14 protein-coding genes are annotated in these 16,457 nt (G+C 70.2%); 8 read left to right on the top strand and 6 right to left on the bottom strand.

The window, feature by feature from the left end:
- Positions 1-138 precede the first annotated feature (138 nt).
- A complete protein-coding gene (gene ftsY / locus IBL25_RS18125) occupies positions 139-1,077 on the top strand; it encodes a signal recognition particle-docking protein FtsY (RefSeq protein ID WP_408897809.1) in 939 nt (312 codons plus the stop codon).
- Between the two features lie 67 nt (positions 1,078-1,144).
- Here the strand turns inward: ftsY and IBL25_RS18120 are convergent, their stop codons facing one another.
- Positions 1,145-1,369, bottom strand: coding sequence for a hypothetical protein (locus IBL25_RS18120; protein ID WP_187779930.1), 225 nt, complete (start codon positions 1,367-1,369; stop codon positions 1,145-1,147).
- Between the two features lie 223 nt (positions 1,370-1,592).
- Here IBL25_RS18120 and IBL25_RS18115 point away from each other — a divergent pair, with 223 nt between their 5' ends.
- The 7 genes from IBL25_RS18115 to IBL25_RS18085 all read left to right on the top strand — a co-directional run bounded on the left by IBL25_RS18115 (position 1,593) and on the right by IBL25_RS18085 (position 11,615).
- On the top strand, positions 1,593-3,002 hold the full coding sequence (locus tag IBL25_RS18115) for an HlyD family secretion protein (RefSeq protein ID WP_187779929.1): 1,410 nt from the start codon (positions 1,593-1,595) through the stop codon (positions 3,000-3,002).
- Complete coding sequence (locus tag IBL25_RS18110) at positions 2,999-5,134, top strand: peptidase domain-containing ABC transporter (RefSeq protein WP_202986802.1); 2,136 nt, start codon at positions 2,999-3,001, stop codon at positions 5,132-5,134. Before IBL25_RS18115 ends, IBL25_RS18110 begins: the two co-directional genes overlap by 4 nt.
- Before the next feature lie 219 nt (positions 5,135-5,353).
- A complete protein-coding gene (locus tag IBL25_RS18105; protein ID WP_187779928.1) occupies positions 5,354-6,166 on the top strand; it encodes an endonuclease/exonuclease/phosphatase family protein in 813 nt (270 codons plus the stop codon).
- Positions 6,163-7,644: a phospholipase D family protein gene (locus IBL25_RS18100; protein WP_187779927.1), complete on the top strand. Its 1,482-nt coding sequence runs from the start codon at positions 6,163-6,165 to the stop codon at positions 7,642-7,644. The genes IBL25_RS18105 and IBL25_RS18100 overlap by 4 nt, the downstream gene beginning before the upstream one ends.
- Before the next feature lie 64 nt (positions 7,645-7,708).
- Positions 7,709-8,413 carry an aspartate/glutamate racemase family protein gene (locus IBL25_RS18095; protein ID WP_367615638.1) on the top strand — a complete coding sequence of 235 codons (705 nt, stop codon included), beginning with the start codon at positions 7,709-7,711 and terminating at the stop codon, positions 8,411-8,413.
- Between the two features lie 84 nt (positions 8,414-8,497).
- A complete protein-coding gene (locus IBL25_RS18090; protein ID WP_187779925.1) occupies positions 8,498-10,093 on the top strand; it encodes an ABC transporter substrate-binding protein in 1,596 nt (531 codons plus the stop codon).
- Between the two features lie 4 nt (positions 10,094-10,097).
- Positions 10,098-11,615: a serine hydrolase domain-containing protein gene (locus tag IBL25_RS18085; RefSeq protein ID WP_367615637.1), complete on the top strand. Its 1,518-nt coding sequence runs from the start codon at positions 10,098-10,100 to the stop codon at positions 11,613-11,615.
- Between the two features lie 36 nt (positions 11,616-11,651).
- Here the strand turns inward: IBL25_RS18085 and IBL25_RS18080 are convergent, their stop codons facing one another.
- The 5 genes from IBL25_RS18080 to IBL25_RS18060 all read right to left on the bottom strand — a co-directional run bounded on the left by IBL25_RS18080 (position 11,652) and on the right by IBL25_RS18060 (position 16,428).
- Complete coding sequence (locus IBL25_RS18080; protein WP_187779932.1) at positions 11,652-13,088, bottom strand: alpha,alpha-trehalose-phosphate synthase (UDP-forming); 1,437 nt, start codon at positions 13,086-13,088, stop codon at positions 11,652-11,654.
- Complete coding sequence (locus IBL25_RS18075; protein WP_187779923.1) at positions 13,076-14,869, bottom strand: glycoside hydrolase family 15 protein; 1,794 nt, start codon at positions 14,867-14,869, stop codon at positions 13,076-13,078. Before IBL25_RS18075 ends, IBL25_RS18080 begins: the two co-directional genes overlap by 13 nt.
- A 10-nt stretch (positions 14,870-14,879) precedes the next feature.
- On the bottom strand, positions 14,880-15,647 hold the full coding sequence (gene otsB / locus IBL25_RS18070; protein ID WP_187779922.1) for a trehalose-phosphatase: 768 nt from the start codon (positions 15,645-15,647) through the stop codon (positions 14,880-14,882).
- A gap of 137 nt (positions 15,648-15,784) precedes the next feature.
- On the bottom strand, positions 15,785-16,180 hold the full coding sequence (locus IBL25_RS18065) for a DUF2155 domain-containing protein (RefSeq protein ID WP_187779921.1): 396 nt from the start codon (positions 16,178-16,180) through the stop codon (positions 15,785-15,787).
- Entirely contained in the window at positions 16,177-16,428 is a 252-nt protein-coding gene (locus tag IBL25_RS18060) for a hypothetical protein (protein WP_187779920.1), read from the bottom strand. The genes IBL25_RS18065 and IBL25_RS18060 overlap by 4 nt, the downstream gene beginning before the upstream one ends.
- Positions 16,429-16,457: the final 29 nt, after the last annotated feature.

Raw genomic sequence — 16,457 nt, 5'->3', positions numbered from 1 at the left:
AAGCCCGAGCCGCCACCAGCGCCCCCCGCCGCCCGCGCCTTGCCCGAAGCGCCCGCGGCTTTCGAGCCGGAGCTGGTGGAACCCCTGCCGCCCGGCTTCCTGGACGAGCCCGTGGCGCCGGAGGTGCCCGCCGCCCCGGTGGCCGAGGAGGAGCCCCGCACCGGCTGGTTCGGCCGCCTGCGCTCCGGCCTCTCCCGCTCCACCGCCCGGCTGACCGGGGGCCTGACCGGGCTTTTCGTGAAGCGCCTGCTGGATGAGGAGGCGCTGGAGGAGCTGGAGGAAGCGCTGATCACCGCCGATCTCGGCGTCCCGGCCTCCCAGCGCATCGTGGAGCGCTTCCGCAGCACCCGCTTCGGCAAGGAAGTGACGGATGAGGAGGTGAAGGAGGCGCTGGCCGAGGAGGTCGCCGCCATCCTGGCCCCAGTGGCCAAGCCGCTGGAGCTGGATGCCCGCCTGCGCCCGCATGTGGTGCTGGTGGTGGGCGTCAACGGCACCGGCAAGACCACCACCATCGCCAAGCTTGGCCAGCAATGGCGGGAGGCGGGCAAGAGCGTCACCTTTGTTGCCGGCGATACCTTCCGCGCGGCGGCGGTGGAGCAGTTGCAGATCTGGGGCAGCCGCACCGGCTGCGACGTGGTGGCCCCCGCCAAGCAGGGCGCCGACGCGGCGGGCCTGGCCTTCGACGCGCTGACCGAGGCGCGGCAGAAGGGCACGCAGGTGCTGCTGGTCGATACCGCCGGCCGGCTGCACAACAAGACCGCGCTGATGGAGGAACTGCGCAAGGTGGTGCGCGTGATGCAGCGCGTGGACCCCACCGCGCCGCATTCCGTGCTGCTGGTGCTGGATGCCACCACCGGCCAGAACGCCACGCAGCAGTGCAAGGTGTTCTCCGAGATGGTGAATGTCACCGGCCTCGTGGTGACCAAGCTCGATGGCTCGGCCAAGGGCGGCGTGGTGGTGGCGCTGGCGCAGGAATTTGGCCTGCCCGTGCATGCCGTGGGCGTGGGCGAGAAGGCAGCGGACCTGCGCCCCTTCTCGGCACGGGATTTTTCCAGATCGCTGCTGGGGCTGAACTAAGAAGCGCTGGCGCCGCCGTGGCGGATTCCACGGCGGCGCCCGGAGCCACCCGAAACCGGGGGCGGGCTTACCAGCGGAGGGTCAGCCCGCCGATCTCCTGATTGGCGTAGTTCCAGGCTACGGCGACACTGTTGCCGCTCTGCACCCAGCCTACCAGCAGCGGACCGAAGCTGGAAGAGTTGAGAGCGAGGCCGCCGGTGGACTGGCCGCCGGTGACAGCCTCCATCTCCGTCTCGTTCAACTCGCGCATGCTGGTGCCTTGAGGCGTGGCATGATGCATTGTCTGGGTCATGCTGATCGTTCCTTGCCAATGGGACGCCCGGTGGGCGCCGGGACGGTAGTCCACTAGCGGAGGCGCGAGAAAGCAAAGCGCGCCAGCATCACGGCTCGTTGAAGTGCGCATCCGCCGCATGGCAAACCAGCGAGGCTGCGACAGGCTTCTTCAGAAAGCCGCGACAGCGGCACAAGCCTCTGTGATCCTGCGCGGATTGACGCTGGGGAAGCGATGCTCCTTCATGCCGCCTGCACCTTTGCAGCGGAAGGCGGAAGCGGTGATGCCGGAAGGCCATCCTTCTCATCACAAGCTGGCGCCCGATCCGCCTCCGCAGCAGCAACAAACCCCTGGCTCCTCACTGTTCCGGCGTGACTTCCAGCAGGCGCAGGCGCTTTCCTGGCTCGGCCAGCCGGTGCTGCCCAGCCATCTGCCGCTGCGGCTGATGGGCTGGGGCGCGCTGCTCTTCACGGCGCTGCTGGCCGCCTTCCTGATCTTTGGCGAATACACGCGGCGGGTGCGGGTGCAGGGCGTGGTGCTGCCCTCCCGCGGGCTGACGCGCATCGTGGCACCTTCGGTTGGCTGGGTGCGGGCGCAGCATGTGGCGGAAGGCGATGCTGTGCGGCAGGGGCAGCTTCTCTATGACCTCAGCCTGGACAGCACCACCGCCACCGGCGCGACGCAGGAGGCGGTGCTGGACCTGCTGCGCCGCCGCCGTGATGCCCTGGCGGAAGAGGGTGCCCGCCAGGGCGATATCGACCGGCTGGAAAAACAGGGGCTGGAGGCGCAGGCGGCCGACATGGACCGCGAGGCGGCGCAGGTGGAGCAGCAGATCCGCATCGCCACCGAGAACACCGCCATCCTGGCCGGGATGCTGGAGCGGCAGCGCTCCAACATGCAAAGCGGCCTCGCTACCTCGCGCGACTATGAGGCGCGGCTGCAGAACTACATCGGCCAGCAGACGCAACTGGAGTCCCTGAAGCGGGAGCGCCTGGTGCTGGCGGCGCGCATCTCGGAGGTGCGCAACAAGCTCGCGGCCTTCGACCTCCAGGCCGCCTCCCGCGCCGGGGAGCTGGAGCGGCAGATCATCGACATCGACCGCCAGTTGTCGGAGGCCGAGGCGAAGCGGGAGGTCACCATCACCGCGCCGCGCTCCGGCATCGTCACCGGCATCATCACCCAGGCCGGGCAGACGGTCGCGGCCGGCACGCCGCTGCTGACCATCCTGCCGGATGAGGAACCGCTGGAAGCGCAGCTTCTGGCGCCCAGCAATGCCATCGGCTTCGTGCGGGAAGGGGACCGCGTGCTGCTGCGCTACCAGGCCTATCCCTATCAGCGCTTCGGGCAGTTTCCTGGCACGATCTCCGTCATCTCCCGCGCCACGCTGCGGCCGGAGGAGGTGGAGCAACTGATCTCGGCCGGTGCCGACCGGCAGCAGGCGCCCTCGCTCTACCGCATCACCGTGCGGCCGGATCAGCCCTTCGTCACCGCCTATGGGCGGCGGGAGCCCTTGCAGGCCGGCATGCAACTGGAGGCGCATATCCTGGCCGAATCCCGCCCGCTCTACCAATGGGTGCTCGACCCCCTCTACAGCCTGCGTGGCGCCTTTTCGGCCGGCGGCGGTGGCGGCACGGCGAAGGAGCCGCGCGCGTGAGCGGCGCCACCACCACCGTCGCCGCGTTGCTGGACCGGCTGGGCGGCGGGCGCGGGCAGATGCCGGTGGTGATCCAGTCCGAAGCCGCCGAATGCGGGCTGGCCTGCCTCGCCATGCTGGCCAGCCACCATGGGCAGCGGGTGGATCTCGCGGCCATGCGCCGGCGCTTCGCCACCTCGCTGAAGGGCATGTCGGTGCGGGACCTCGTGGGCGTCGGCGGCCGCATGGGGCTGGCGACGCGCGCCCTGCGGCTGGAAATGGAGGACCTGCGCAAGCTGCGCCTGCCCTGCATCCTGCACTGGGACCAGAACCATTTCGTGGTGCTGGCGCGGCTGACGCCGCGTGGTGCCATGATCCACGACCCCGCCATCGGCCGCCGCCGCCTTTCGCTGCCAGAAATCTCCCGCCGCTTCACCGGCGTGGCGCTGGAAGCCTGGCCGGCCGAGGGCTTCGAAAGGGGCGAGGAACGCGCACGCCTCAGCCTGATGGCCATGCTCCGCCGCACCGTGGGGCTGGGGCGGGCCCTGGCGCAGGTGCTGGCGCTCTCCCTGCTGCTGGAACTGGCGGTGATCGCCATGCCCATCGCCTTCCAGCTGGTGGTGGATGAGGTGGTGGTGGCCGCCGATTACGACCTGCTGACGCTGATCGCGCTTGGCATGGTCCTGCTGCTCGTGCTGCAGGTGGGGGCGCGCTTCGCCCGCTCCTGGGCGGCCATGGTCTTCGGCTCCAGCCTGGTGCTGCAATGGAAGGTCAGCCTCTTCGACCAGCTGATGCGCCTGCCGCTGGACTTCTTCGAGAAGCGGCATGTGGGCGACATCGTCTCCCGCTTCCATTCGCTGGACCAGGTGCGGGATGTGCTGACCACCCGCGCCGTGCTGGCGCTGCTGGATGGCGTGATGGCCATCGCCCTGCTGGCCATGATGGCGCTCTATGGCGGCTGGCTGGCGCTGGTGGCCCTGGCGGCGATGGCGCTCTACCTCGCCCTGCGGCTGGCCGTCTGGCGCCCCTTCCGCCTCCTGTCGGAGGAAGCGATCATCCATGAGGCGCAGGAGAATTCCCATTTCATGGAAAGCGCCCGCGGCATGGCCAGCCTGAAGGCGCTGAACCTGGAGCCGCGCCGCCGCGCCGTCTGGATCAACCATCTGGTGGAGCGTGTCGGCGCCGCCATGCGGCTGGAGAAATTCGGCATCGGCTACAATGCCGCCGCCCAGGCGCTGTTTGGCCTGGACCGCATCCTGGTCATCTGGCTGGGCGCGCGGGCGGTGCTGGCGGGGCAGATGTCGGTGGGCATGCTGATCGCCTTCCTGGCCTTCAAGGACCAGTTCACCAGCCGGGTGAATGGCTTCGTCGATACGCTGCTGGACCTGCGCATGCTCTCCCTGCATGGGGAGCGGCTGGCCGATATCGCCCTGGCCACGCCCGAGCCAGCGGGGGGAGGGGGCGAGGATAATCCCGCCCTGGCCGCGCCGGCGCTTTCGCAGGCCCCCGCCGCGCAGGCCGGCGCCATGGCGCTGCGCGACATCCATTTCCGCTATGCCGACAACGACCCCGAGATCATCGCCGGACTCAGCGAAAACATCCCCGCCGGGGCCTGCATCGGCATCGCCGGGCCCTCCGGCTGCGGCAAATCCACCCTGCTACGCATCATGGCCGGGCTGATCCCGCCAACCTCCGGGCAGGTGCTGGTGGATGGCATCCCGCTTTCCACCCTCGGCCCCGCCGCGCACCGCCAGCGGGTCGGCTGTGTCTTGCAGGACGACCGCCTCTTCGCCGGCTCCATCGCCGAGAACATCGCCGGCTTCGACCCCAATCCGGACGAGCGCTGGCTGCAACTGGTGGCCGATATCGCCGCCGTGCATGCCGAGATCCTGCGCATGCCCATGGGCTACGCCACCCGCGTCGGCGACATGGGCAGCACCCTCTCGGGCGGCCAGCGGCAGCGGGTGGTGCTGGCCCGCGCGCTCTACCGCCGCCCCGCCATCCTGCTGCTGGACGAGGCCACCAGCCACCTGGACGAAGCCACCGAGGCCCGCATCAATGACGCCATCCGCCAGCTTCCCATCACCCGCGTCCTGATCGCCCACCGCCCTTCCAGCCTGGCGGTGGCGGAGCGGGTGGTCCGCCTGGGCTGAAGGGCGGCCGGGGCTTGGCCGGTTCACGCGGCGCGGTGCAGCCTTCCGGCCCTTCGCGGGTTCTTTCTGCTGTGACACACCCGAGGCACCCGCAACCCTGCCACCGCGCCGCCAGAGCCCGGCCGCGCTTGGATCGCCCGCCGCCGGTCCCTAGATTCAGGGCGGGCGCCGGCATATCCGCGCGGCGCCGCAGCCGCAGAGGAGGTTTCGGAGCAGGCCATGGCCGCTGAGCCCGAGCATAGTATCGACAAGTCGCGCAGGACGCCGGCGCCCCGCCCGGGTGCGCCAGGGGGCGAACTCACCATCGCCTCCTACAACGTGCATAAATGCGTGGGCGTGGACCGGCGCTTCGACCCGCACCGGGTGGCGCATGTCATTGCCGAGATGAACCCCGACATCATCGCGGTGCAGGAGGCCGACAAGCGCTTCGGCCGCCGCGTCGGGCTGCTGGATACCGGCACGCTGCGCGAGCATGGCCTGTCGCTGCTGCCGATCTCCCGCCTGCCGGATGGCCATGGCTGGCATGGCAATGCGCTGCTGGTGCGGCAGGGCGCGCTGGCGCATGTGCAATGCTTGGCGCTGCCGGGCGCCGAGCCGCGTGGCGCCGTGATCGCGGAGCTGGAGCTGCCCGCCGGGCGCCTGCGCGTGGTGGCCGCCCATTTCGGCCTGCTGCGCCGCTGCCGCATGCGCCAGGGCGCCGCCATCCTGGAGGCGATCTCCCGCCGCGACGAGATGCCCACCATCATGATGGGCGACCTGAACGAATGGCGCCCTGGCCGCCGCTCCTCCCTGCGGTTGCTGGAGCCGGTCTTCGGCAGCCTGGCCTTCGGCCCGGCCTCCTTCCCCTCTCGCCTGCCGGTGCTGGCGCTGGACCGCATCCTGGGCTGGCCGCGCGGCGTGGTGCGGGATGTGCGGGCGCATGACACGCCGCTGGCGCGCCTGGCTTCCGACCACCTGCCGCTGCGGGCGCGGCTGGATCTCTCGGCCACCGCCGCGCAGCCCAACGCCCCGCCCGAAGCCGTCGCCGCATGAGCATCGCGCTATCCCCTCCCGCCGCCGTCGCGCCTGTGCAGGCCGGTGCCGCGCCAGGGGAATCGGCGCTGGACCGGCTGGTGGCCAAGGCGCTGGCCGAGGCCGGGGACGGGCAGGGCGCGCGCACCGGCATCGCCCTGGTGCCGCTGGGGCTGGAGGCCTTCATGGCCCGCGCCAGCCTGGCCCGCGCCGCCGGCCGCACGCTGGACCTGCAATATTACACCTGGATGGAGGACATCACCGGCCGCCTGATGGCGCGGGAGGCCCTGCATGCCGCCGACCGCGGCGTGCGGGTGCGCCTGCTGCTGGACGACAGCTATGCCTTGTCGGGAGAGGCGCTGCTGGCCACGCTGGCCGCCCATGCCCGCATCGAGGTGCGGCTGTTCAATACCCGCCGCTTCCGCTTCCTGGGGCAGGTCGGGCTGGCGCTGGAATTCGCGCTCGGCGGCTGGCACCTGAACCACCGCATGCACAACAAATGCTGGGTGGCGGATGGCAAGGTGGCCGTGGTCGGCGGCCGCAACATCTCCGACAACTATTTCGACGCCGCCGGCGACTTCAATTTCCGCGACCTCGACCTGCTCATCGCCGGGGAGGCCGCCGCCCAGGCCCAGGCGGTCTTCGACAGCTATTGGTCCTCCTCCCTGGCGCTGCCGGTGGAGAATTTCCGCGCCGGCCGCGACCTGAGCCCGGAGGCGCTGGAAGCCGTGCGCGCGCGGCTGGAGGATACCCCGCGCGAGGACCAGGCCCGCCCCTACCTGCGGGAACTGGCCAAGGCCCGAGCCTCCTTCTCCCATGTCGACCTGCTGGCGGCGGATGGTGCGGTGCGCGTGCTGGCGGACCCGCCGGCCAAGGCCAAGGGGCGCGGCGTCACCGGCTGCATGGCCCCGGCGGTGGGCGAGGCGCTGATGTCGGCGAAGCGGGAGGCGCTGGTCGTTTCCCCCTATTTCGTGCCGGGCGAGGGCGGCATGGCGATGTTCGAGGCGCTGGTGCGGCGTGGGGTGAAGGTGACGGTGGTCACCAATTCGCTGGCCGCTACCGATGTGGTGGCGGTCCATGCCGGCTATGCCCGCTACCGCCCGCGCCTGCTGGAACTGGGCGTTACGCTGTTTGAGCTGAAGCGCACCACCAAGCGTAATGGCGGCGTCTTCGGCTCCAAGGGCGCCAGCCTGCATACCAAGGCGCTGGCCATCGATGGCGAGATGGTCTTCGTCGGCTCCTTCAACCTTGACCCCCGCTCCGCCCGGCTGAACACCGAGATGGGCGCTTTCGTCCACCACCCTGAGCTGGCGCGGCAGGTGCATGACGAGCACCGCCGCCTGACCGAGCCTGACCGCTCCTACCGCGTCTGGGTCCAGGGCCGGAAGATGCTCTGGACCGATGACGAATCCACCAGCCCGCATGAGCCCGAGGCGCCGCTGGCGCGCCGCATGCTGGCCCGCGTGGTGGAATGGCTGCCGGTGGAAGCGCAGCTCTAGCAGCCCGCGCTTGCCAGGCCGCCGGGCCTGTGCCTGAGTTTCCGCCGCTGGCGGAGGGATGGCGGTGGCGCAGAAGGTCATTGGCTTGCTGGGCGGCATGAGCTGGGAAAGCTCGGCCGAATACTACCGTATCATCAATGAGCAGGTGCGCGACCGGCTGGGCGGGCTGCATTCCGCCCGCTGCCTGATGTGGTCCTTCGACTTCGCCGGGATCGAGGCGCTGCAACATGCCGGCCGCTGGGCCGATGCCACGGCGGAGATGATTGCCGCCGCACAACGCCTGGAGCGCGGCGGGGCGGATTTCGTGCTGATCTGCACCAACACCATGCACCGCATGGCAGAGGAGGTGCAGGCGGCCATCGGCATCCCGCTGCTGCATATCGCCGACCCTACCGCCGAGCGCATCCGCGCCGCCGGCCTGCGGCGCGTGGGCCTGCTGGGCACCGCCTTCACCATGGAGCAGGACTTCTACAAGGGCCGCCTGGTGGAGCGGCACGGGCTGGAGGTGCTGGTGCCGGAGGCCGAGGATCGCGCCCTGGTCCACCGCGTCATCTACGAGGAACTGGTGCAAGGGCGGGCCGAGCCAGCCTCCCGCGAGGCCTATCGCGCCGTGATCGCGCGGCTGGTGGCGCGCGGGGCGGAGGCGGTGATCCTGGGCTGCACCGAGATCATGCTGCTGGTACGGCCCGAGGACAGCGCCGTACCGCTCTTCGACACCACCGCCCTGCATGCGGAGGCCGCCGTGGAACGCGCCATCGGCGGTGCCTGACGCCGGCTTGCACCGTCGCGGGGGCCGTTCTATCGCGGCTGGCCGCCCTTCGCCGGGCAGCAACATGGATACGGGACCTTCCACATGAACCGGCGCGCTTTCCTGGCCGCGGCTTCCGCTGCCTCCGTCTTCAGCTATGACGCGCTGAGCCGCGCCTTCGCCGAGACGCCGAAGAATATCCTCGTCGTCGCGCAGCAGCTGGACAACGTGACCAGCCTGGACCCACAGGAAAGCTTCGAGACGGTGGCGGCCGAGATCGCCGCCAACATGTACCAGAAGCTGCTGCGCCCGAACCCCGACAAGCCCGATGTGCTGGAAGGCGACCTGGCGGAATCCTGGACCGTTTCGGATGACGGCAAGCTGATCACCTTCCGGCTGAAGCGCGATGCCGTCTTCGCCAGCGGCAACGCCGTGACAGCGGAGGATGCCGCCTTCTCGCTGCAGCGCGCGGTGAAGCTGAACAAGACGCCCGCCTTCATCATCAACCAGTTCGGCTTCACCAGGGACAATGTGGAGGAGCGTATCCGCGCGGCCGATGCCCATACGCTGACGGTGGCGCTGGACGGCAAGGCCTCGCCCGGCTTCGTGCTTTATTGCCTCTCCGCCAATGTCGGCAGCATCGTGGACAGGAAGACGGTGCTGGAGCACGCCAGCGGCGACGACCTCGGCAACAACTGGCTGAAGCAGAATTCCGCCGGTTCCGGCTCCTGGGTTCTGCGCTCCTGGAAGCCCAGCGAGAGCGCGGTTCTGGAAGCCAGCCCCGCCCAGGCCAAGCGCGGCCCGATCCGCCGCGTCATGCTGCGCCACATCACCGATCCCTCCGCCCAGTTGCTGCTGCTGCGCAACGGCGACGTGGATATCGCGCGCAACCTGACCACCGAGCAGCTTCGCAACCTGCAGAACGACGCCGGCTTCACGCTGATCCGCAAGGCGGCGACGACGCAGATGCTGATCCAGCTCAACACCGTGCATCCCGCCCTGGCCAAGCCGCAGGTGCGGCAGGCGATCAAGTGGGCGATCGACTACCAGGCGATCCAGCAGAACATCGCCTCGCTGACGCATACGGTGCAGCAGAGCTTCCTGCCGGTCGGCCTGCCTGCGGCGGTGGCGGACAAGCCCTTCCAGAAGGATGTGGCCAAGGCCAAGGCGCTACTGGCCGAGGCCGGCCTGCCGGATGGCTTCGAGATGGTGATGGACCATTACTCGGCGCAGCCCTATCCGGATATCGCCCAGGCCCTGCAGGCGGATCTCGCCGCCATCGGCATCAGGCTGCGGCTGATGCCGGGCGAGAACCGCCAGGTGCTGACCAAGACCCGAGCCCGCCAGCATGAGGCCGCGCTGACCTCCTGGGGTGTCGATTACTTCGACCCCAACAGCAATGCCGAGGCCTTCTGCGTCAATACCGACAATGGCCCGGATGCCCGTAACCGCACCCTGGCCTGGCGCAATTCCTGGCAGGACGCGGACCTGACCGCCCGCGCCCAGGCCGCCTTGCAGGAAGCCGATACCGCCAGGCGCCTGGCGATGTACGAGGCCATGCAGCGGGACAGCATGGAGCGCGCGCCCTTTGTCTTCATGCTGCAAACAGTGAATACCGCCGCCTGCCGCAAGGATGTGGCGGGCGTGCGCCTCGGCACGCTGGCCGATGCCAATTCCTACGACTTCGTGCGGAAGGGCTGAGCCGGTGGCGGGTGCTGGCAAGACCGACTGGGCCGCCGCCGAAGCCAAGGCAGCCGAGCTGGTCGCCCCCTGGACGGCCGAGGGGGCGGCGCCGGGCGGCGCCATCCTCGCCTTCGATGCCAACAGCATCCCGGTGGCGGTGGCGGCGGGGCTGGAAAGCCTTTCCACCGGCGCCGCCTTCGGCGCTGACAGCGTGGTGCGCTACGCCTCCGTCACCAAGCATGTGCTGGCCGCCATGCAGCGCCGCCACCGGGACCGCGTGGCGCTGGGCCACCCGCTGGGCCGACACCTGCCGGAACTGCGCGGCCCCATGGCCGAGGTTTCCGTCGGCCGTGCCCTGGACATGACCGGCGGGTTGCCGGATGTGCGGGAAACGCTGAGCCTGCTGGGCCTTTCCGTCCACACCGCCACGGATGCGGCGCCGCTGCTGGACTTCATCGCCAGCCTGGGCGCGCTGAACTTCCCGGCGGGGCGGGAGATTTCCTATTCCAACACCGGCTACCGGCTGGTGGAAACCGCGCTGGCCCGCCAGGGCCTGTTGTTCGACGACTGGGTGCGAGCCGAGATCGGCGCCCCCCTCGGCATCGCATGGCGGGCGCCGGAAACCTGGTTCGACCCCATTCCCGGCCTCGTCCCCGGCTACTGGAAAAGTGCTGCGGGCTGGCAGCTTGGCAATGCCGGGCTGCATCTCTCGGCCTCCGGCAGCCTGACCGGCAGCGCGCGGGCGCTGGCCATCTGGGGCCAGGCGGTGCTGGCCAATCGTGGCCCCGCCGCCGGGCTGCTGGCCGAGCAGGCGGCGCCGCGCCAGCTGCTGGACGGCCGCGCAACCGCCTATGGCCTGGGCCTGGCGCATGGGCGGCTGGGGCCGGTGGCGCTGGTGGGCCATGGCGGCTCCCATGCGGGCTACAAGACCTACCTGCTGCTGGCGCCGGAGCCCGGCCTCGGCATTGTCGTGGTCTCCAACCGCGAGGATACCGGTGCCTATGGCTTGGCGCTCCGCACCATGGCCGCCCTGCTGGGCCAGGAGATGCCGCCCCCGGCCAGCCTGCCCGAGGGCCTTTATGCCGAGCCCGATACCGGCCACTGGCTGGAGGTCACGGGCAATACCGCCAGCTTCCTTGGCGCCAGCGAGGCCCTGTACCAGGCCGATGGCGGCTGGGCCGTGTCCCTTTCCGCGCACAACCCCATGCGCCTGCGCGCCGAGGGCGGCGGCATCGAGGGTGAGATCGGCCATGTCGCCCGCCACTTCCGCCCCGTGGCGGCCGAGGCGATGCCGGCGGCGGCGCAGGGCCACTGGCGCTGCCCGGCCTATCATGCCGGTTTCGACATCGAGGGTGAGATGCTGGCCAGCGGCATCGGCCCCGCCCGCATGACGGCCCGGCTGCGCCCAATGGGCGAGGGCCGCCTGCTGGCCACCCTGCCGGATGGCCCCTGGAACAAGCAGTTCAGCCTGCGTTTCGGGAAGGATGAGGTGGCGCTGGTCAGCCACCGCAGCCGGGTGCTGCGCTTCCGGCGGGGGTGAGAAAGGCCTGGGGGAATGCGTTCCCCCAGCCTTGCTTCAGTTCCGCACGCCCGCCGCCGCGAGCCCCGTTGGCGGCTCGACCGGCAGCACCTGTTCCTCCAACTCGGTGAGGAAATTCTCCGCCCAGCGCGCGGCGGTCTGTTCCTCCAGCCCCGCCATCATGCCGGCCCAGCGTTCCTTGCGCTCGCCCAGTGGCATCTTCAGCGCGCGGTCGAGCTGCTCGGCCATGGCCTCGGCGTCCAGCGGGTTCACCAGCAGGGCGCCGTCCATGGTCTCGGCCGCGCCGGCGAAGGAGGAGAGCACCAGCACGCCCGGGTTGTCCGGGTCCTGGGCGGCCACGTATTCCTTGGCCACCAGGTTCATGCCGTCCCGCAGCGGCGTCACCAGCCCCACATCCGCCAGGCGGTAGAAGCCCGCCAGGGTATCCCGCGCCACCGCGCGGGCCACGTAGCGCACGGGGGTCCAATCGAATTCCGCGTGGTCGCCGTTGATGCGGCCGGCCAGGGTATCGAGTTCCCGCTTCAGGTCGCGGTAGCTGGCGACCTCGTTGCGGCTGCGCGCCGCGACCTGGAAGTAGGTGACGCGGTTGCGGTGCTCAGGGAAATTGTCCAGCAGAGCACCGAAGCCGCGCAGGCGGTGTGGCAGGCCCTTGGTGTAGTCCAGCCGCTCGGCGCCCACGATCAGCTTGCGGTCGCCCATGCTGGCCCTCATCCGCTGCGCGTCGGGGCCAAAGGCCGCCTTGCGCGCGGTGGTGGCGAAGCCGCGGGTGTCGATGCCGATGGCGTGGTGGGAAAGCTGGGTGCGGCGCTTCGGCCCCCAGGCGCTGCTGACCACGCCGCAATCGGCATCCGTGCGCAGGTCCAGGCCATGGCGCATGCAGTCGATCATGCCGCTGAGGTCGCGCTGGGTCTGCACCCCCACCAGGTCATAGGCCAGCAGCCCGCGCAGCAGCTTGTCCGCGCCCGGCAGGGCGGAGAAGACTGCCCAGGGCGGGAAAGGGATGTGCAGGAAGAAGCCGATGCGCTGCTTGGCGCCCAGCGCCCGCAGCTCAGCCCCCAGCGGGATCATCTGGTAGTCGTGAATCCAGATGGTGTCGTCCGGGCCCAGCAGCGGCATCAGCGCCTTGGCGAAGTCGCGGTTGACGCGCCGGTAGGCATCCGCCTGCTTGCGGTCGTATTCCAGCAGCCCAATCCGGAAGTGGAACAGCGGCCAGAGGATATTGTTGGAATAGCCGGCGTAGAAGCCTTTGTAGTCGTTCTCGTTCAGGTCGATTGTCGCGTAGTCGATGCCCTGGTAGCGGACGGTCTTCAGCTCGCCGGTGGTGGGGCCCTTGGTGGTCTCCCCGCTCCAGCCGAACCAAAGGCCGCCATTGGCCTTCAGCACATCCTTCAGTGCCACCGCCAGCCCGCCGGCCGTGGGTTCCCCACGGCGTGGCAGGGCGACGCGGTTCGAGACAACAATCAACCGCCCCACAGACCGTGCTCCCATGAACGGCTCAAACGCATCGCCGAGAGGATCAGGCCAACGTGCGAATAGGTCTGTGGAAAATTCCCCCACAGATGATTCCGCTTCGGGTCCAGATCCTCGGCCAGCAGTCCCAGATGATTCCGGCACGACAGAATGCTCCCGAACATTGCGCGCGCTTCATCCAGCCGGCCTGCCGCGGCAAGCGCGTCCACATACCAGAATGAACAAACCAGGAAGGCGGTTTCAGGCCGCCCGAAATCGTCAGCCATATCGTAGCGATAGATGAAACCCTGATGCAGCAGCCGCTGCGTCACCCGGTCCAGCGTGCCCAGGAAGCGCGGGTCGGTGGCATGCAGGAAGCCGATCTCCGGCAGCAGCAGCAATGCCGCATCCATGCCGTCGGATTCGAAGCTTTCCACGAAGCTGTTGAGATGCGGGCGGAAGGCGCGCTCGCAGATGATGGCATGCAGGTTGCGGGCGGAGGCCGCCCAGCGCTCCGCCTCCCGCTCCAGCCCCAGATGGCGGGCGATGCCGGAGAGGCGCGCGAGCCCGGCCCAGCACATGGCGGCGGAGAAGGTGTGGGTCCGCTCCCGCCCCCGGTATTCCCAGATGCCGGCGTCGGGCTGCAGCGCCAGCTTCTCGGCCTGCTCGCCCAGCCGCTCCAGCAGCCGGAACAGCGGCTCGCCCGCCGGACGGGGCAGGCGGCGGTCGAAGAACATCTGCGCCGCCGCCATGATGACGGAGCCATAGACATCGTTCTGCACCTGCTCGGCCGCCTGGTTGCCGACGCGCACGGGGCCCATGCCCAGGAAGCCCGGCAGGGCCTCCTCGATCCGCTCCGGCATGGGCAGGGAGGGCACCAGCGGGTAGCAGGGCCGCAGCACGCCCCCGGGGGAGATAGCCACCACGTTGGTCACGTAGCGGATATAGTCCTCCATGGTGCGGGTGGTGCCGAGGCGGTTCAGCGCCTGCACCGTGAAGAAGGCATCCCGCAGCCAGCAATAGCGGTAGTCCCAGTTGCGCTCGGTATGGGGCGCTTCCGGGATGGAGGTGGTCAGGGCCGCGACAATGGCCCCGGTTTCCTCGAAGGCGCACATCTTCAGCGTGATGGCGGCGCGGATCACGGCATCCTGCCACTCGAAGGGCAGGTGCAGCCCGCGTGACCAGTCCAGCCAGTAGTTCGTGGTGTGGCGGATGAAGTCATCCACCAGGCTTTCGGTATTCTCGGGCACCGTCTCGTCCGGTCCGAGGATGACCGAGACAGGGCGGTCCAGCAGGAAGGGCGCTTCCTCCGCCAGGCAGACCAGGGGCGCGTCGGTGGTCACGCGCAGCGCCTGAGTCTCGGTGAAGAAGCGCAGGTGGTTGCTGCCGGCGCGCTTGATCGGCGCGTCCTTGCCCCAGTCGCCGCGCGGCCGCACCCGCAGGCGGATCAGCGGCGTGCCGGAGAGCGGCTCGATCCGCCGCACCAGCATGGGCGGGCGGAAGATGCGGCCGAAGCGGCTGAAGCGCGGCGCGGCATCGGTGATGCGCAGCCGGGCGCCGTTCTCGTCCTCCAGCTCCGTCTCCAGCACGGCGGTGTTGCGGCGGTAGTTCTGGCGGCTGTGCTTCAGCCCCACCAGTTCCACCTCCATGAAGCCGTCCTGCGGCGCCTCGCCGCCCAGCAGGGCGCAGAAGACAGGGTCTCCGTCGAAGCGCGGCCAGCAGAGCCAGGAGCAGCGGCCGATGCGGTCGAACAGCGCGGCAATGATGCCATTGCCGACGGGGGCAAGGTCGAGGGGTTGGCTCACGCCTTCCGCCTCATGCCGCCCCCTTGGCGGGCAGAGAGGCCTCGGGCAGGCTTTCCGCCAGGCGGAGCAGCCAGGCGCGCACATCGGCCGGGCCGGCCGGGAAGCATTCCGGCACGCGGTAGCCGGCGCCGCCATGGGCGCGGGCGGCGCGCATGCCGTCCTCATCCGTCACGTCATCGCCGATGAAGACGGGGATGCGGCCGGCGAAGGGCGGGTGGCGCATCAGCCAGTCGGTGGCCACGCCCTTGTCGCTGCCCTTGGGGCGCAGCTCGGCCGCCGCATGGGCGGGGATGACCTGGAAGCCGGTGCCTTCCACCATCCGCTTCAGGAAGGCGGCGGCTTCCTCGCCCCGCTCCGGCACGGCGCGGAAATGCAGAACAAAACCGTAGTTCTTGTGCTCCAGCAGCATACCGGGGCGGTCGGCCACGAATTCGGCGGCGGCCTCGCGCCAGCCTTCCGGCGGGCCGCTGGGCTCGGGCAGGGGCGGGATGGCGGCGCCGATGCCGGAGGCGTCGATCACGGTGCCATGCTCGCAGGCGAAGCCCACGGGCGGGTTGCCGGTCAGCCCGCGCGCCACATCCAGCCCACGGCCGGTGACAATGGCGACGGCGCCGCCCAGCTGGGCGGAAAGCCGCGCCAGCAGCGGCGGCAGGTCCGGCGGCACCACCACGGCATCCGGGCGCGGCGCGATGTCGATCAGCGTGCCGTCAAAGTCGAGGAACAGCGCCGCCCGGGGGCCGGGCAGCGGCGGCAGGTCGGGTAGGTCGGTCTGCGGCATGGCTTCCGATATGGCCGGGGCGGAGCCTCCCGCAAACCCCGGCCAGGGGCCTTAACGGACCCCTGCCGCGCTTTCGCCATGATTCCGCAACGGGGATGCGGAATGTCACTTAGCCGTGAAGTGCCGCGGCGGCGCCCTCAGCGGCACTGCAGCACACGCAGATCGTAGACCGGGTGTTCCAGCATCGCGATGCCAGGCGCATTGGCGAACATCCAGCCCTGGAAGACCGCCCGGCCACCACTCCCCTCGCGGGTCTCGTCCACCTGCAGCCAGGCGGCGGCATCCGGCACTTCCTCCGGCGGGCGGGCATTGCAGGCCTTCACGGTGATGCGCAGCGTGCCGAAGGTGATGGGCTGGTTCAGCCGCGCCTTCAGGATGGTGATGCGCGCCGTCACCTTGTCCAGCGCCTGCAGCTCCGCTTCCTGCTTCGGGTCCCAGCCGGCATCCATCTGGGCCAGGGCGGGGCGGGCGGCGAAGGGCAGCACCGGCGCGGCGCAGCAGAGCGCCGCCAGCAGAACAAGCGCCGCCCTCATGCGGCGCCGCCCCCGCTGGCCTTCTGGCGCGGGCTGGGCAGCGACTCGACCAGCCCGGCCAGGATGCGGCGCATGGCGGCCTCGTCCACGCCCATCAGAACGGCATCCTCGAAAACATCGCGCAGCACCTGGGCGGCCTCGGCATGGTTCTCGGCCAGCATCTTCAGTTTCTCCCGGCAGGAGACGGGCTGGCCGTCGGCGCCTGGCCAGACCTCCGGCGGCGCCGATCCGCCCGGGGCGGTGCTCATCGCGCCGGGGCGCCGCCGCGCGGGGCGGC

Origin of the sequence: Pseudoroseomonas ludipueritiae, from assembly GCF_014490445.1 — a bacterium.
Taxonomy (GTDB): Bacteria; Pseudomonadota; Alphaproteobacteria; order Acetobacterales; family Acetobacteraceae; genus Pseudoroseomonas; species Pseudoroseomonas ludipueritiae.
The sequence above is the reverse complement of the archived record's forward strand: the minus strand, read 5'-3'. Positions and strand labels throughout refer to the sequence as shown.

What these genes read in the sequence shown, in the direction of transcription:
- IBL25_RS18060 (WP_187779920.1), bottom strand. Translation starts at nt 16,428, where the DNA reads ATGAGCACCGCCCCGGGCGGATCGGCGCCGCCGGAGGTCTGGCCAGGC.
- IBL25_RS18105 (WP_187779928.1), top strand. Translation starts at nt 5,354, where the DNA reads ATGGCCGCTGAGCCCGAGCATAGTATCGACAAGTCGCGCAGGACGCCG.
- IBL25_RS18100 (WP_187779927.1), top strand. Translation starts at nt 6,163, where the DNA reads ATGAGCATCGCGCTATCCCCTCCCGCCGCCGTCGCGCCTGTGCAGGCC.
- otsB (WP_187779922.1), bottom strand. Translation starts at nt 15,647, where the DNA reads ATGCCGCAGACCGACCTACCCGACCTGCCGCCGCTGCCCGGCCCCCGG.
- IBL25_RS18065 (WP_187779921.1), bottom strand. Translation starts at nt 16,180, where the DNA reads ATGAGGGCGGCGCTTGTTCTGCTGGCGGCGCTCTGCTGCGCCGCGCCG.
- IBL25_RS18090 (WP_187779925.1), top strand. Translation starts at nt 8,498, where the DNA reads ATGAACCGGCGCGCTTTCCTGGCCGCGGCTTCCGCTGCCTCCGTCTTC.
- IBL25_RS18115 (WP_187779929.1), top strand. Translation starts at nt 1,593, where the DNA reads ATGCCGCCTGCACCTTTGCAGCGGAAGGCGGAAGCGGTGATGCCGGAA.
- IBL25_RS18120 (WP_187779930.1), bottom strand. Translation starts at nt 1,369, where the DNA reads ATGACCCAGACAATGCATCATGCCACGCCTCAAGGCACCAGCATGCGC.